Source organism: Microcoleus sp. S13_B4 (genome assembly GCF_036700885.1).
In the GTDB taxonomy this organism is placed as follows: domain Bacteria; phylum Cyanobacteriota; class Cyanobacteriia; order Cyanobacteriales; family Microcoleaceae; genus Microcoleus.
In genome coordinates, this window is record NZ_JAUBPU010000002.1 from 70,343 (window position 1) to 86,623 (window position 16,281).

Here is a 16,281-nt window from a genome sequence, read left to right on the forward strand (position 1 = left end):
AGCAACTTTTTAAGTACGGTTCAAAAAATTCTTTCGTTTTGAATACAATAAAAAAATGTAAAAATCAATTGGTTTCATAAATTGAGCATTCACATCTCAATCCTAACTTCTAATCAAGTCTTTTACTACTTGCGGCGAGGTGAATCTCCGGTCTGACTTGATTGGCTAGTGTCCTTGCTTTTCCTTAACTTTCGCCTGCTTCCCATCAATTCGCACCGCTGGGGCATTGCTTCTTTGCAGCAGTTTAACCATACCCTGCTGGACAAATAGTCTAGCGCTTCCTGCTAGAAACAACTAGCTATTTAGTAATTTATCTTGCTTGCGACTAGCTACTGCTACCTCGTTTGGCAGATTATTTTTTTTGTAGGAAGCCCGAGTTAGTCCTATATTGCTTTGCCGCTCCTCTCAAGCTCAAATTCGCTTTAATTATGCCGTTATTTCCACCAGTTCGATGACTCCGGTCACAAAAAGTCAAAATTGCTCGTCTGTCTGTTTTACTTTTTGCCGGATTTGCCTACCATGCAACAGTTGAAACCGGGCGAACCTTTGGCTGGTCGATCGCCCCCGCTCCTCAAAAAATACTATCTTTTTACTAATAAGTGCAGTAAAGCTGCATCTATCCAAAGGTAGGTTTTTGCATTAACACAGAACTCAACCAGCATAGATTCCGCTGAGTTCGGTGGAACGAAGGACCACCCAGCCGAAAATCTGAGAAAGCTCGATCGACCAATTAAATTCCTACACCCATCACAGAAAAATTCCTCTGGACTCGCTACACCTGGACTCCCAGGCAGCCTCTGAGGGAGCGGCTTATTGATTTATCCCGACCCAAAGTGTCTTAAAATATACAATACGGTGAGCTGCTGCACAGCCCGCATATATTAAAATCAAGCGCCAACTTGCAATAATTCTTTAAAATAGAGGTACAGCACCGGCGATCCCTAACTCTTCCCCCTCAGAAAGGGTAGGGTTTAGCAGAATTGAAGACGATCGTCTATGGTGACTTCCAGTAAAGCCCGTGCAGTTGCTTTAGTCTCAGGTTTATTCAGGTTATTGGCAACCAGTTACGAGGAGATTTGACCCGCCGTGCTCCAACGCATAAAACAAGACTTAAAAAACGACCTGATCGCAGGTCTACTGGTAGTGATACCCTTAGCTACCACCATCTGGCTGACAATTACCGTCGCCAGTTGGGTCATCAATTTTCTCACCAAAATTCCCAAGCAGATCAACCCTTTTGACGGACTCCACCCGATTTTGGTGAATCTGCTAAATCTTTTAGTAGGTCTGGCTGTACCCCTGCTGAGCATCTTAGTCATCGGTTTAATGGCCCGCAACATTTTCGGCAAGTGGCTGCTAGACTTTGGCGAACGGCTGTTGCAGGCAATTCCCCTAGCGGGTTCGGTTTACAAAACCCTCAAACAACTGCTGGGAACCATCCTCAACTCAAACGACAAATTTCGCCGCGTGGTGTTAGTGGAATATCCCCGGCGGGGAATCTGGACTTTAGCATTTGTGACCGGTACGATCGAGAGTAACGACATCCCGCCTCACCTTTCCGGTGAAACCCCCATCGGCATTTTCATCCCCACCACTCCCAACCCCACCACCGGATGGTACGCTATCGTCCCCGAAGCAGATTTAGTCAATTTGTCAATGTCGATCGAAGATGCCTTTAAAGTCATCATCTCCGGCGGCATCGTCAACCCCAACAACTCAGTTGCAGTAACCCCCGAAAATACTAAGGGCAAAACACTCGAACCCTTGGTATCCGAATCAAGATACCAGGCTGTCCCAGTCGAAGAAGATTGAACCAAGACATCTTTAGTTGCCCGTAAGACCGTGTAAACTTTCCCCATAGCAGATAATATTTCGACAAAACCAGCCCAAACCGAGAAAGGCTATACTCAGAAACCCGGTTTCGAGCATAAATCTTGGGTTTGACAGCGAAGTATATGTAAACTACCCGCCGCTGGCAAATCAGACGGCTGGTCTTGTACCGCTTTTAGTCGACTTTTCTGCTAAAGTTCAAGTCCGCGCGCGATCGAAAAACTTCCTAAATTCTCAATTCCTATCTAAAAACTATGAAAAAAGCCCGCGAAACAGCACGCGAACTCGCACTCCTCGGCATCAGCCAACTACCGGCGAATCCAGAACTCTTAGAAGCCAAAAAACTGCAAGATGTTCTCCTCGCCGCTATCCGCACCCTGACAGCAGAAGTTCAAGAATCCCTAGAAGCAGCAGCATCCGAAGTGCAGCGGAGTAGCGACAAACTGCTGGCGAGCGAAATCCGCGCCGCCGATATACAAAGTGCTAGAGCAATGGTGCGGGAAGCAGTCGAACTCACCCAAACGGCAATCAACCGTCTCGGTTCAGCAATGGAGTTTCCAGAACTGATCCAGCTAGCCAACCAGCAAGATGTCCGCACCTATGCTTTGCAAATCCTGACCAAAGTCAGCGCCAACCGCCCTCAAATTGACGAATTGCTCTCAGAAGCGCTTGTAGACTGGCAAATAGAACGGTTGGCCCGGATCGATCGAGATATCATGAGAATCGCGATCGCCGAAATGCTATATCTCGGCTTACCCGAACAAGTCAGCGTCAACGAAGCCGTCCAACTGGCAAAACGCTACAGCGGCGACGAAGGACATCGCTTCATCAACGGAGTCCTCCGCCGAGTAGTCGATAAAATCAATGCAGAAGTTGTTAGTCAGTAGTCATTAGTCAGTAGTCATTAGTCAGCAGTCATTGGTCATTAGTGATTGGCAATCCGCAATCGGCTCTACACTAGGGACTGAGGACTAATGACTAATAACTATTCTCTATTCCCCATGAACTATGGTATTTAATTGGTTTCGTCGCCAGTACAGCGAAAGCAAATCTTCTGAAACAGAGGCAACCCCCGAACAGCCGCAAGATGAGTCGGCAAAATCCGCACCGGTTGAGCCTCAAACAGATGCAACAGAGCAAGGCTCTCCTGCGGTAGCCGAAGATTATCTCAATTGGGCCAAAGCTGCTTACAAAAATATTCAAAAACAGCAAAAACCCGAAACAGAAGTTTCCGAGACAGCAGCGCCCGAGGTGACAGCAGCCTCCACAGAAATCGCGACAGTTGCAGAAATTGCAGAACCGACGACTATTGAAGCAACGGAGCCGATCGAACTTGAACCAGCACCCACAGCACCAACTGTTGCAGAAGTTGCAGAAGTTGCAGCACCAGCCGCACTTGAAGCTAACGATGCGACGATCCAACTCGATGCCGCTAACCCAGCAGAAATTCCAGAAACTCTGCAACCAACAGCCGAGCCGATCGACATTGCACCTATTGCTCAACAATTAGAAGTTACAGCAGAAAATATAGTAATTGCCGAACCTGCAACCGAGGCTGTAGAAACCGAATCACTCACATCCGACGGCGAAGCAACGGAAGCCCTGCCGTTTTGGGCCAGAGCTCAGGCCGATCGCATGGAGCGCATCGAACGCCTCAAAGAAACCGCCCTTGAAGAACCAGAGGTAATTGCAGCCGCCGCCGAGAGAGCCGCAATTATCGAAGAAATTCCCGGTTTCGCCTTTGACGAAGGCTTCCTGTGGTCCTCAGAAATCTTAGCCAGTCAAGGCCGTCGGCCAGACCAAGTATCAGTCGAAGAAATAAGTTGGCTGCAAAAACTGCGGAAAGGCTTAGAAAGAACTCGTCGCAGCTTAATTAATCGGCTCAAGGCGATCGTCGGTCAAGGCCCGCTGAATCAAGACGCAGTAGCCGAAATTGAGACTTTGCTGCTGCAAGCCGATGTCGGAGTCGCAGCCACCGACATCATTATCAGTCGCCTCCAAGAAAGACTCAAACAAGAAGTGCTGCCGCCAGAAAAGGCTCTAGCCTACCTGAAAACCATCCTGCGCGACATTCTCGACGCTCCCTGTGCCGAAACCGCCGCCGGTAATCCCGCCTACAGCCTGACATTTGCCCCGGAAAAAGACACTTTTAACATCTGGTTGATTGTAGGAGTCAACGGTGCGGGCAAAACTACAACGATCGGCAAACTAGCGCACATTGCTCAAAAATCCGGCTACAAAACCCTCATTGCCGCCGCCGACACTTTCCGCGCGGCCGCCGTCGAACAGGTGAAAGTTTGGGGTTCCCGCAGTGGCGTCGAAATTATTGCCAACCCAGGGAAAAATACCGATCCGGCTGCTGTCGTGTTTGATGCGATCGCCGCCGCCAGCGCCCGAGGCACAGAACTCCTGATCGTAGACACCGCAGGCCGCCTGCAAAACAAAAAAAATCTCATGGACGAATTAAGTAAAATCCGTCGCATTGTAGATAAGAAAGCCCCAGGCGCTACCGTAGAATCTCTACTGGTTTTGGATGCAACACTGGGTCAAAATGGTTTGCGACAGGCAGAAGTGTTCGCAGAATCGGCCAAATTAAGCGGAGTAGTATTGACAAAACTCGACGGTTCTGCTAAAGGTGGTGTTGCCCTAGCTGTGGTGCAGCAGCTCGGTCTGCCAATCCGGTTTATTGGAGTCGGGGAAAGCATCGAAGACTTGCGCCCGTTTTCTAGTTACGAATTTGTGGAAGCCCTACTCGATTTTAGATTTTAGATTTTAGATTTTAGATTGATGAGGTATCTGTGGTCGTCCCGATTTTTGGAGGCGGATACAGAGGCTCAAAATCTCAAATCCTTAACCTCAAACTACCATCGCAGGACTTGCGCCGCTCGCCACCGGGTGGCGAGTAAAAAACTAAATATCTAGAAACAATACCTTCGCCCTGTTCTTGCTTTATTGGGATCGAAGCGCGAGTCAAAGCGTGTCAAATTAAGCTCAAATTTAGTACAGTCTGCTGTCTGATTGCATATTCTTCCCGATCCCCTTGGCGCCCCCCTGATAGTCGGGGGCGATAGGAAATGGTCAAACTCCCCCTTGTTAAGAGGAGCCACTGCGGTCTTGGGCCTCCCCCAAGTAAAGCCAGCGGCGTGGGTTTAGGGGAATCTAGACTCAGCTATAAACGAGATTTCTTAAAAATTTCAGACTTAAGTTGATACCAATGTCCGAGTGTCCAACTTACTCGATCAAACCAAACTACTTGCTCGAAAAAAAAAAACGGGTTTCTGTTCAAGTGGCCCGTAAGTTCTCAATCATTTCTCCTCCGTCTAACATCGAAAATCACAAATTAAAAATGACTGCTGTGCCTTTGCCTCGCCCCTCACCTCAACCTGCTGACCGCCCACCGAGTCGCAATTCTAACGACGCGACGCCAGTATTTGCCCTCAAAGAACTGGTGGCGCGCTTGCACCGATACCAGCACAACGTTCAAGATATGTTGGGCTCGCTGGGATTTGCCCTCCGCAGTTTTAACAATCTCAACCAATTTTTGGAGTTGGTGCCTTTGGTGGCGACTCGCGTTACGGACGCCGACGGGGGAGCTTTAGTGCTGTTCAAACCCAACGGTCAAGTCAGGTTCCAGCAGTTGCATTGTCAGGAAGGACGGCAGTGCCAAGATATGCGAAAAGCGCTGGAAATCGCCACCAGGCAAGCTACAGCAGGTGCGGGCGCTACTGCTGCTGAATCTTTTTCCGAAACCTCTGGGCAAACTTCTAGTCTAGACCTGCAAGTCGGTCGTTATTTGGGCCCGGATGTTCATTTGTTTGGGGCGCCAATTTTAGTCAACAATTTGGAACGCGGGCGGCTTTATGTTTTTAGTAGTGATCCGCAATATCTCTGGACTCCCAGCAGACAGAAATTAGTTCGGTTGGTGGCGGATCAAACCGCTGTGGCTATTTGCAAAGACGAACTTACTGTTAAGTTGGCGGAAAAAGACCGCTTAGACAGAGAGTTAGAAATCGGGGCGGAAATTCAATTGCGGCTGCAACCCCGTAGTTGTCCGAAAATTCCCGGTATTGACGTGGCCGCCCGCTGCCAAACTGCTAGCAGAGTCGGCGGAGATTATTATGATTTTATTCCCGCTGACTATGACCCGATCGGCAAGGAGAATGAGGGGGAAAACCCCCCCTCCCTAATGAAAAATCTCAAGTCCAAAATCGACAAGGGCCGCTGGAGCATTGTGATCGGCGACGTGATGGGCAAGGGAGTACCGGCTGGCCTGTTGATGACGATGACACGGGGTATGCTGCGGGCGGAGGTGTTGAACCGCCACTCGCCGTCTAGAATTTTGCAACATTTAAACCGGGTTATGCACGCGGATTTGGAAAATTCCCACCGTTTTGTGACTCTGTTTTATTCGGAGTATGACCCGAAAACTCGCGTTTTGTCTTACAGCAATGCTGCTCACCACCCGCCTTTGCTGTGGCAAGCTGCAACTAATTCGATTGTTCAGCTCGATACTTTGGAGGGAATGTTAATTGGCCTGGATGCTGATTCGCATTACCAAGAAGCCCAAGTGCAATTGCAGCCAGGAGATACTATTATTTATTACACAGACGGATTTACCGATGCTTCTAATCAAAGGGGCGATCGGTTTGATGAGGATAACTTGACCTCGGCTTTTCAGTGGGCCTGTCAAAATTACCAGCAGTCTGAAGAAATTTTGGATTATTTGTTCGATCGCGTACACCAGTTTATCGGCATCGGCAATCGTAACGAAGATGACATGACACTGGTTGTACTTAGGGTAACACCTTTAGCAGGAGAAAATCACCATGATAGTTAATTTAATGCCGGAAATTACTGCTGGATTAACCAGTTCGATTAATGGGAACGATGTCGCTCACGTGTTAGTTTTGAAATCTCATTTGAGTACGGTGATTTTGGGTCAAAGCTACGACATCTTCACGAATTTCCAGAAATCTTGGAACCATTTTGTTTCGAGCGGTCAAATAGCAGCTTTTTTTATAGGTATTTTTGTTGGCTGGTTCTTTAAAGGAATTTTTCGTTAGAGATATTGTCGAAGAAGGTATCGGTAACGGATTTAAAAGGTTTGTAGTCCAAACTTCACTTCTTTCTGATGCAGCAAAAGTTTCACAATTTTGTAGTCCAGACTTCAGTTTTTTAGGGTCAACAGATGTATAAAAAGGTTGTAGTCAGCACAGGAGTTTTTTATGACCGAATTGGGGATGGAGAACTAAAGTCCTGGCTACAAACCGGAAGAAAGACTAAATTCTTTGCTACAAACCGGTTTTTATAGACTTCTGCAAGAGAGATATAATCTAGTTTTAGCTTGAGCAATGACAACACAACAAAAAACTTGGAGTCAAAGATTTGAATCGGCGCTGCACCCGGCGATCGCCCGATTCAATGCTAGTATTGGCTTCGATATTGAATTGATTGAGTACGACTTGACTGGTTCTGTCGCTCACGCTAAAATGCTGGCCAAAACCGGGATTATTTCCGCAGCAGAAGGCGAACAGTTAGTCAATGGTTTGGAACAGATCCGCCGCGAATACCGCCAAGGACTTTTTGTTCCGGGAGTTGATGCAGAAGACGTTCACTTCGCAGTAGAGAAGCGGCTGACGGATATCGTAGGGGATGCGGGGAAAAAGTTGCACACGGCCCGATCGCGCAACGATCAAGCCGGTACTGATACTCGGTTGTATTTGCGCGATCGCATCGCCGAAATTCGTGAGCAATTGCGGGAATTTCAAGGGGTTTTGCTCGATCTTGCCGATCGTAACGTGGAAACTTTAATTCCCGGTTACACTCATTTGCAGCGCGCTCAGCCGATCAGTTTGGCTCATTACCTGTTAGCTTATTTTGAAATGACCGATCGCGATTGGGAACGTCTCGGCGATATCTGCAAGCGGGTGAATGTTTCGCCTTTGGGTTGTGGCGCGTTGGCGGGGACGACTTTCCCAATTGACCGACATTATACGGCAGAACTATTGCAGTTTGACAAGGTTTATGCTAATAGCTTAGATGGAGTGAGCGATCGAGATTTTGCGATCGAATTTCTCGCTGGTGCCAGCTTGATTATGGTACACCTGAGCCGCTTGTCAGAAGAAATGATTTTGTGGTCTTCTCACGAATTTGGATTTATTACGCTCAAAGATAGCTGCGCTACGGGCTCTAGCATCATGCCCCAGAAAAAAAATCCCGACGTGCCGGAGTTGGTGCGGGGCAAAGCGGGGCGGGTGTTCGGTAACTTGCAAGCCTTGTTGGTAGTAGTGAAGGGACTTCCTTTGGCCTACAACAAAGATTTACAAGAAGATAAAGAGGCTTTGTTTGATACCGTAAGAACGGTACAGGGTTGCTTGGAAGCAATGACCATTTTGTTGCGCGAAGGAATCGAGTTTAATGGCGATCGCCTCGCCGCAGCAGTTACGGAAGACTTTTCTAACGCTACCGACGTAGCCGACTACTTGGCCGCCAAAGGCGTTCCCTTCCGGGAAGCTTACAACCTTGTCGGCAAAGTCGTCAAAACTTGCCTTTCGGGGGGCAAACTCCTCAAAGATTTGACACTTGAGGAGTGGAAAGACTTGCACCCAGCCTTTGAGACAGACATTTACAGCGCGATCGCACCTCAGCAAGTGGTGGCGGCTCGCAATAGTTACGGGGGTACCGGGTTTGAACAAGTGAGAAAATCACTTATCGCTGCGCGCGATCGGATCGCCTAAACATCGTTGAATTATTGGACAAATTCCGGCTGGCTATCTCTCCTTAGAACGATCGTGTTTTCCACTCTGGTTCTAAGTTCGGCAGATAGCCTCAGTAATTAATCTTCAGCAGCAGCCATGTCTTTGTCTCTGCCGCCACCGCTCATGGCGCCCATGCCACCGCCATTACCGCCGTCAAATCGTCTTCTCTTGTTGGAGAACATATCTTGATTTCTCCGCTTGCGAAACTTGCGAGCGTATGCTTGATTTCGTTGTGCCTTCTCTTTCTTGAGATTGCGGCGCTTAGCCATTCTGACCTCACTAATAAACATTGACAGTCCCCGGGCTTTCACGCCCAGGGATTCTTAAGTTTGACACTCTGTGCACTCTTGGTGACTGAGATTCTTGGTTCAGCGAAGTCACTTACTTACGACAGGATTTCTCCCGCCAAAATATAGGTGTCTTCTCCCCAAGCGTAAATTCCGGTATGCCATACCGTACTTGATCAGTTCTCTTTATGTAGTTAGGTTTTCTTCAAATTTAGCTTTCCTAAACCGCAACACCGTTAGGTGAGACTACGCACTCAACTAATCCAGTTAAGTTTTGACGTTGGCTAGTTATACTCAATTTTAGACCGATGACGATCATAGCACACCCGGTACAAGACCCAGAAAAAACAACACGCGGATTCAAGTCGCTGGGAATGCGGGCCAGATAGGACGCAATGTTTTCGCTCTGGCCGAATATTTCTATAAACTATTGACAAAATACGACAAATGACTATTTATCCTGGTGACATAGCTCCTGTCTTCAGCCTGCCCGACGCGCAAGGCAATGTCGTCAGCCTTGCAGATTTTCGAGGGCGGCGAGTTGTACTTTACTTTTATCCTCGGGACAATACCCCAGGCTGTACTAAAGAAGCTTGCGGCTTTCGCGACATTTACTCAGAGTACGAGTCGCGCAATATTTCAGTCCTCGGCGTCAGTACAGACGGGGCCGGGGCCCACGCCAAGTTTGCAGCTAAATATCAACTGCCTTTTCCCTTGCTGTGCGACTTAAACGCCGAAGTTGCTACCGCCTACGGCTGTTACGGACTCAAAAAATTTATGGGAAAAGAATTCATGGGAATTACTCGATCGACCTTCGCGATCGACCCTGATGGTAGGATTGAAAAGGTTTATCGGAAAGTCAAACCAGAAACTCACGCAGCCGAGATATTAGCAGACTTGCCAGACCTCTCGCCTGAATGAAAAATTAAAAATTAAGACTTTTGAGCTGCCAGCTAAGAAACCTGAAATTACTTTCCCCTAAACAAGCTTTTGAGTTTATGCGTCGATTGTGGCAAATTGTACAAACTGTGCTGGGACTGATTTTTCGACATCCCGTCACTGGTACTGCGGTGATTCCCGTATTGCCTGACGGGCGAATTGTGTTAATTCGCCGCCGCGACAACGGTCGCTGGGCACTGCCGGGAGGTATGGTGGATTGGGGAGAGGATATTCCCACAACTGTGCGGCGGGAATTAGCAGAAGAAACTGGACTCGATTTAGTCAAAATCCGCCGCTTGGTGGGTGTTTATTCGGCTGCCGATCGAGACCCTCGCCTGCACTCGATTTGTATCGTGGTGGCAGCAGAGGTAGAGGGAAAGATGCAAGTTCAGGATACGCTTGAAGTCAGCGAGGTTGAGGCTTTTTTGCCCGAATCACTGCCGGAGGGCGCCCTCAGCCACGATAACGACCAACACTTACAGGACTATTTTCAAGGCCTGACAACTTTGGCGTAAATCGGCGGGGCATCCAAATTTGAGAAAAGTCGGAAATTACCTCGCCGTCAAAAATTATCTGTGATGACTGTGAAATTAATTTTTAATGTTTTCCTACTTTAATTCACAATCTCTGAAGATTAAATTAATCATCTTTTTATTACTAAATATTTAACCGGATGTACTCACCGCTACGCAATTCTCGGGTAAAACTCTCTGTAGGGCAAATCTTCTGGCACGAAGTCGGTCAAGGCCCGAATTTAGTATTTTTGCACGGTTCTTGGCAGGACAGCAGTCAGTGGCTGAGGACGATCGAACATTTGAGTCCCTACTACCACTGCTTCGCACCGGATTTGCTGGGGTTTGGCGACTCGGAACGCCCGAATCTTCATTATTCGATCGACTTGGAAGTAGAATGTCTCGCTCAATACCTCGATACTTTGAAACTGCGAGAGGTTTATTTAATCGCTCACTCTCTCGGTGGTTGGGTGGCTACCAGCTACGCTATCAAATATCCCGATCGAGTTCAGGGTTTGGTTTTGTTGGCCCCAGAAGGCGTCAAGGTTGGCAACCGGCGGGGGCGGTGGCAGACGGCTAGCTGGCTGATCGGCCAACCACCCCTCGCTTTTTGGTTGCTGCGATCGATCTACCCAATTGCTAAGTTGCTGGGTAGCCAAAAAAAGATTGACGGAATGCTAAAGTTCAGACAGCAGTTGATGCAGTCCCCAGTTGCCGTGCAGTTGCTGTTCCGGCGGCGGCGGGCTGAAATTACAGCCGAGGTAGTTGATGAGAATTTGCCTTTGCTCAGAGCGCCTGTTTTGCTGTTACACGGTTCTGAAGATACTCCCGCAGCTTCCTCTCTGTGTCAATCCTATGCTGCTCTGGCTCCTAATGCTGAACTGCAATTTGTTAGTCCGGGGGAAAGCAATTTGCCGCAGGAAGCCCCGGATGTTGTTGCTAAATATATTCGTGAGTTTGCTAAGTGAATGGATAATTGGGCATGGGGAATTGGGCATTGGGCATTGGTAAGAGTTAACAGTTAACAGTCATCCGTCAACTGCGCTGCCCGATCGCGAAGTCGAAGGGTCAACTGTCAACTGTCAACTGTCAGCAGACTAATTCCCCAAAAAATAGCCTCTGGTGCGTCAATTAAGCCTGCGGCTGTATCAGGAAAGGCTGCGGTGAGGTATTTTAAAAGCATAGTGCGATCGCCCCCTGTGACCGCAATTTTGCTATCAGGAAACAAACACCGCCAATCTTCAATAAAATCCCTAACTCCTGCCACCGTCATATACACAACTCCGCTTTGAATTGCCCCAGCAGTGTCTTGCGCCCAGCGGTGCGGCAAATTTTGTGGTAAATTGATTAAAGGTAATGCAGCAGTTTTTTTATCTAGCGACGATAACTGCAAACCCAAACCTGGTAAGATTGCGCCCCCAACTAAATACCTATTGACATCAACCCCAGTAAATGTTAAAGCTGTACCAGCATCTATAAGTAAAACTGGCCAACCCAATTGGTTGCCAGCACCCAGTACAGCCAAAGCTCTGTCAATTCCTAGGGTAGGATAGAGTCCCCCGATCGGCAATTGGTCTAAAGTAATAATTCGGACATCAGGATAACTCTGCCAAATTGCTGTTTGCTGGGTAACTACTGAGGCAAAAATTAGAGGGACGGGCACTAAAGAAAGTGTGTGAGGACTAGAAAAAGGGGGAGTAGCAGGAAGACAAAGGAGATTTTGAGAAGATACTTCCTCGATCGACCTCATTACTGTTTGCACCAAATATTCTGCCTTTTCCTGCTCGGAGAGCGGGGAAACAGTATCAGCATTGAGATGCTGTGTATCCCATGTTTTCTCCAGGGTTTTGCCCGCAAATAATCCCCAGTGCAGCCGAGAATTGCCGATCGCCAAAGCTATTTTAATCTGGCCTTTACCTTTCCATCCAGAAGTAATGTTGTCGCTGGTTGCTGGCGAACGAAAATTGTCGGTAATTGAGTTTTCCATATTGATCGAGCGCGCGCAAACATTGAACTAAAGATAGATTTTAGATTAATTTTGTTCGCTTAACCGGGCGGTTAACTCTATTTGACATCTGACCAAGTTCCTGGGCGCGCGGCAATTAGTATTTTCCCCTGCAGAGCGCCTACTTGATAAATATAAATATTTGTAAAGCAAATAATTGCTTTGCTCAGGCTGCATCCTTTATAATGTCTTAAGATATTCCAAAAGTCCTGGTAGCTGCGATGGGGCTGTTGGCGGGGTTAGCATAGGTTTAAAAAACCAGACTCAATCAAAATACTGTACAACTCCTGAGTAAATATGTCTTTAAAAATACAACAACACGAAAACCCCTGGCAAAGAGTAACTTCGCGGTTGCCTGAATCTGAAAACTGGAGGCAGGAAGAAAGTCTTTCGCTGCAGGAAGTAGACCAACAAAAAGCTCTAATCGTGCAGATGCAGCAGCAAGTTCAGTTATCAAACTTGCTGAACCAAATTAATAACGAAATTCGCAGTACACTTGACATAGAAGAAATTTTGACATCGGCCTGCCGATTGCTGGGGCAAGCGTTAGAGTGCAGTCGCGTGAGCATTTTAGTCAAAGAATCAAATACAGAAAAAACTTTAGTCACGCGCGGAGAGTACAACGTGGGGGACTATCCGATTCAACTTGGTATGAAAGTACCGATGACTGACAACCCGCATTTGGCTGCCGTCGTGTCTCAGCAAGAGTCGCTAGCAGTGACGAAGTTTCTCGATTTTCCGGGATTAAACCCACAAACCCGAAAAATTGCCGAAGCTTTGGAGATTAAGTCAATGCTGGCAGTAGCTACTCGCTATCAAGGTCAAGTGAATGGCATAATTGGCTTGCATCAGTGCGATCGCGAACGTGAATGGACTGATTGGGAACGGCAGCTTTTAGAAGGGGTAGGATCGCAATTGGCGATCGCGATTAATCAAGCCAAACTCTATAGCAAAACCAGACGCCAAGCCGAACGAGAATCGCTGCTGCGGCTGATCGGCAACCAAATTCGCAGTACCCTAGATCTAGAAACGATCCTACAAACAGCGGTGAGAGAAGTCCGCCAGATGTTGCAGTGCGATCGAGTAATCATCTATCAGTTTCAAGACAACTGGCAAGGAAAAGTTGTGGTTGAAGATATGGTCATCCCTTGGCCTTCAATTTTAGGAGATATGGGGGCGGATAAGTGTTTCCGGGGAGATTACGCCGATCTTTACCAGCAAGGGCGAGTCAAAGCCATTAATGATATTTTTAATGCTGGTTTAGAGCCTTGTCACGTTGATTTCTTAGACCGTTTGCAGGTAAAAGCTAATCTGATAGTGCCGATTGTTACATCGAGAACTGAAGAAAGTTCCCCCGAAACAGCGGCCAGCTATAATCCTAAATTTCCCGGTAGGCTGTGGGGTTTGCTGATTGCTCACGAGTGCCGGGATACCCGCAATTGGCAGTGGCAAGAAATGGAGTTGCTATCCCAGATAGCCAACCAAATGGCGATCGCCATTCAGCAAGCAGAACTTTATAGCCAAGTCCAAGATGCTGCGGTAAAATCTCAAGCTCAAACCCAGCAATTGCAGGCTGCGTTAGAAGAATTGCGATCGGCGCAGCAGCAATTGATTCAAAGCGAAAAAATGTCAGGTTTGGGGCAAATGGTAGCGGGAATTGCTCACGAAATTAACAACGCCAACAATTTCATCCACGCTAACTTGTTTCACGCTCAAGAATATTTTAAAGCCTTGAACGAAGCTTTAGAACTCGCCGGGAATGCCTGCCCCGAAGCAGCGGAGGCACTTGTCAGAATCAATGAAGAACTAGAACTCGATTACATTCGAGAAGACTTTGGTAAACTGCTCAATTCAATGCGGGAAGGAAGCGGGAGAATTCGCTCGATCGTGATGACGCTGCGAAATTTTTCTCGTTTAGATCACGCTGAATTAAAACCAGTAGATTTGAATGAAGGTTTAGAAAGCAGTTTCTTGATGCTGCAAAATAAGCTAAAAACCCATATCAAAATAGACAAGCAATACGGCAGTTTGCCGCCCGTTCAATGTCATGCCAGTCAAATCAACCAAGTATTTTATAATTTGATTGACAATGCTTTAGACGCGCTCCAGTCAACGAGCAAACCGGGGGAATTAACCATCCGCAGTTGGCAAAGCGAGCCGGACTGGGTAACAATCTCTGTCCGCGACACGGGAACTGGCATTCCTGCAGAAATTCAAGACAAGATTTTTGACCCGTTTTTTACTACTAAACCTGTCGGGAAAGGCACGGGTTTGGGACTTTCAGTTTGCTATCAGGTAATTGTTCAAGCTCACGGTGGCAAGATCAGTTGCGTCAGCCAGGTTGGCGAAGGAACTGAGTTTATTGTAGAGTTGCCGCTGACAAATCAGAGGGGGATAAGTGCATAATTTCTGCTTTAGTCCGATTAACCCTATTTTGTCACTCTGGCAGTAGTATAGAACCCATTTGATATCTTTTAGCGATCGTCAATCACATTACGGATCGGCAATAAATTTGTTTTTTTGCCATCGCATTTTTAATGGAATCAGATTTAACTTACGCCAGAACCTCAATTTTCAGAAATTCCCAACTGGGTGATGCTTGGACAGATAAATTTCTAAGTATTTTTACTCATAATTGTCTCTCCTGATTCACTTTTGCCCGTTGAATCACTGGAAGCTGCCTCTTGGGGGGCGAAATCTGGGATTTAAGCTCTCCTCTACAGATGTGGAAAACCCGCTTTTTATAGGGCTGAAAAAAAGATCGCAATTTTTCCGGATAAAACTTATTGATGATGAAAGTTAGACCTATCTATGTAAATATGTGTAAGTAGGTGTAATTATTTACACTCAACATTCGCTCGGGGGCAGTAATGCCTTAAGATGCTTATGGGGCAAGCATTTTTACTTGATTTACCTGCACGTATGAGGAAATTTTTCTTGCAGTGACCCATCGCTACAACAAAGCCCCACCTCTGGTTTTCCGTCACTTCTAATCCTTAATCACTCATCATCAAAGGAGAAGCTATGGCTACTTCATTCACTGGTTCTTTGGGTACAACCACTAATTACAGCAATGTCAGTGACCTAATTACACAATGGCCTACTGCCGCCCAGAATCAAGGCATCCAACTGTCTGGGATAGCTTTTGATGGCTTTGAAACGAACTACACTGACCCTACTGCCATCAGCAACCTCACCTTAGCAACGAACGATAACCCTAAAAGCTGGTTGAGCTACGGCGCTCCCGCTGGTATTGGTGTCCTAGGTGATTATCCTGGTTGGTTCACCGATGTCACTAAAGTTCGGGCAGAAATCAACCATAACCCCAACACCAATCAATCTCAGACGCTGAAGGTGAAATGGGCAGATAACAAAGACATTACTAGCGCCACGATCGGCCTGAGTGGATTACTTCCCAAATCAAGTTCTACTACACTGAACGATCAAGGTAATGAAGTTGGTTTGCTGCAACTGTGGAATAATGGGGCGGAGGTATCGGCCAGCAATTTTACGATCACTCGCGTCAACGCTCCGATCACTCCAAAACCGATCGGTGTGTCTTCAGATGGAGTGACTTTCATTGCCGATCGTGACGATGGCAATTTCACATTCCAGATACAAGCAAATTCCACTAGCGTTGCTTTTGACGAACTGCGGTTCAAGGCCAAACCCTACGATAGCCCCACCGCTGCCTACCTCGCTACCTCCACCAGAACCGATAGTTCCGACTACCTAGTGCGGAGTATTCAATATCAAGGCATTGATGTGACACCGACGCCGACGCCGACACCGACGCCGACGCCGACTCCGACATCTCCAAGTCTCTTCCAGTTCGCCCAACCGAATTACACCGTGGCTGAAGGCGGCGTGGCTACGATTAACGTTACTCGCACCGGTGGCACGGCGGCTGCATCGATTAACTACCAGACTCTTGACGGTTCGGCAAGTTC

Annotated in this window: 13 protein-coding genes and 1 pseudogene; 11 read left to right on the top strand and 3 right to left on the bottom strand. The window is 47.4% G+C overall.

All coding sequences use genetic code 11. From position 1 onward, the window contains the following. Positions 1-165: 165 nt before the first annotated feature. Complete coding sequence (locus QT994_RS01945) at positions 166-294, bottom strand: hypothetical protein (RefSeq protein WP_333171367.1); 129 nt, start codon at positions 292-294, stop codon at positions 166-168. A gap of 792 nt (positions 295-1,086) precedes the next feature. On the opposite strand from QT994_RS01945, the gene QT994_RS01950 reads away from it, so the two are divergent. From QT994_RS01950 to argH, 6 genes are all read left to right on the top strand, one after another. Then, positions 1,087-1,812: a DUF502 domain-containing protein gene (locus QT994_RS01950; RefSeq protein ID WP_333044406.1), complete on the top strand. Its 726-nt coding sequence runs from the start codon at positions 1,087-1,089 to the stop codon at positions 1,810-1,812. Between the two features lie 272 nt (positions 1,813-2,084). After that, positions 2,085-2,717, top strand: coding sequence for a transcription antitermination factor NusB (gene nusB / locus QT994_RS01955; RefSeq protein ID WP_333044407.1), 633 nt, complete (start codon positions 2,085-2,087; stop codon positions 2,715-2,717). 121 nt (positions 2,718-2,838) lie between these two features. Then, positions 2,839-4,599, top strand: a complete 1,761-nt coding sequence (ftsY, locus tag QT994_RS01960; protein WP_333171369.1) for a signal recognition particle-docking protein FtsY — start codon at positions 2,839-2,841, stop codon at positions 4,597-4,599. A gap of 577 nt (positions 4,600-5,176) precedes the next feature. After that, complete coding sequence (locus QT994_RS01965) at positions 5,177-6,667, top strand: PP2C family protein-serine/threonine phosphatase (protein ID WP_333044410.1); 1,491 nt, start codon at positions 5,177-5,179, stop codon at positions 6,665-6,667. Further along, positions 6,657-6,893 (top strand): hypothetical protein, encoded by a 237-nt coding sequence (locus QT994_RS01970; protein WP_333171372.1) that lies wholly within the window; start codon positions 6,657-6,659, stop codon positions 6,891-6,893. Before QT994_RS01965 ends, QT994_RS01970 begins: the two co-directional genes overlap by 11 nt. A 288-nt stretch (positions 6,894-7,181) precedes the next feature. Next, a complete protein-coding gene (gene argH, locus QT994_RS01975; RefSeq protein WP_333171375.1) occupies positions 7,182-8,567 on the top strand; it encodes an argininosuccinate lyase in 1,386 nt (461 codons plus the stop codon). A 98-nt stretch (positions 8,568-8,665) separates the two neighbouring features. Here the strand turns inward: argH and QT994_RS01980 are convergent, their stop codons facing one another. Next, the gene (locus tag QT994_RS01980) at positions 8,666-8,857 is read right to left on the bottom strand and encodes a hypothetical protein (protein WP_190738786.1); all 192 of its coding nucleotides are present in this window, start codon (positions 8,855-8,857) and stop codon (positions 8,666-8,668) included. Between the two features lie 465 nt (positions 8,858-9,322). Between QT994_RS01980 and bcp the strand changes: the two genes are divergently transcribed. From bcp to QT994_RS01995, 3 genes are all read left to right on the top strand, one after another. Continuing rightward, on the top strand, positions 9,323-9,796 hold the full coding sequence (gene bcp, locus QT994_RS01985; RefSeq protein ID WP_333171376.1) for a thioredoxin-dependent thiol peroxidase: 474 nt from the start codon (positions 9,323-9,325) through the stop codon (positions 9,794-9,796). Positions 9,797-9,873: 77 nt separating this feature from the next. Further along, entirely contained in the window at positions 9,874-10,329 is a 456-nt protein-coding gene (locus QT994_RS01990; protein ID WP_242715913.1) for an NUDIX hydrolase, read from the top strand. 158 nt (positions 10,330-10,487) lie between these two features. After that, entirely contained in the window at positions 10,488-11,294 is an 807-nt protein-coding gene (locus QT994_RS01995) for an alpha/beta hydrolase (protein ID WP_333171378.1), read from the top strand. A 107-nt stretch (positions 11,295-11,401) separates the two neighbouring features. On the opposite strand, the gene QT994_RS02000 is transcribed toward QT994_RS01995, so the two are convergent. Next, complete coding sequence (locus QT994_RS02000; RefSeq protein ID WP_333171380.1) at positions 11,402-12,313, bottom strand: pantothenate kinase; 912 nt, start codon at positions 12,311-12,313, stop codon at positions 11,402-11,404. A 315-nt stretch (positions 12,314-12,628) separates the two neighbouring features. On the opposite strand from QT994_RS02000, the gene QT994_RS02005 reads away from it, so the two are divergent. Then, entirely contained in the window at positions 12,629-14,737 is a 2,109-nt protein-coding gene (locus QT994_RS02005; RefSeq protein WP_333171381.1) for a GAF domain-containing protein, read from the top strand. Positions 14,738-15,355: 618 nt separating this feature from the next. Continuing rightward, positions 15,356-16,281, top strand: a pseudogene (locus QT994_RS02010) (hypothetical protein); the annotation flags it as partial.

Coding starts and splice junctions, on each gene's coding strand:
- QT994_RS01970 (WP_333171372.1), top strand. CDS start 6,657: ATGATAGTTAATTTAATGCCGGAAATTACTGCTGGATTAACCAGTTCG.
- ftsY (WP_333171369.1), top strand. CDS start 2,839: ATGGTATTTAATTGGTTTCGTCGCCAGTACAGCGAAAGCAAATCTTCT.
- bcp (WP_333171376.1), top strand. CDS start 9,323: ATGACTATTTATCCTGGTGACATAGCTCCTGTCTTCAGCCTGCCCGAC.
- argH (WP_333171375.1), top strand. CDS start 7,182: ATGACAACACAACAAAAAACTTGGAGTCAAAGATTTGAATCGGCGCTG.
- QT994_RS01995 (WP_333171378.1), top strand. CDS start 10,488: ATGTACTCACCGCTACGCAATTCTCGGGTAAAACTCTCTGTAGGGCAA.
- nusB (WP_333044407.1), top strand. CDS start 2,085: ATGAAAAAAGCCCGCGAAACAGCACGCGAACTCGCACTCCTCGGCATC.
- QT994_RS02000 (WP_333171380.1), bottom strand. CDS start 12,313: ATGGAAAACTCAATTACCGACAATTTTCGTTCGCCAGCAACCAGCGAC.
- QT994_RS01980 (WP_190738786.1), bottom strand. CDS start 8,857: ATGGCTAAGCGCCGCAATCTCAAGAAAGAGAAGGCACAACGAAATCAA.
- QT994_RS02005 (WP_333171381.1), top strand. CDS start 12,629: ATGTCTTTAAAAATACAACAACACGAAAACCCCTGGCAAAGAGTAACT.
- QT994_RS01990 (WP_242715913.1), top strand. CDS start 9,874: ATGCGTCGATTGTGGCAAATTGTACAAACTGTGCTGGGACTGATTTTT.
- QT994_RS01965 (WP_333044410.1), top strand. CDS start 5,177: ATGACTGCTGTGCCTTTGCCTCGCCCCTCACCTCAACCTGCTGACCGC.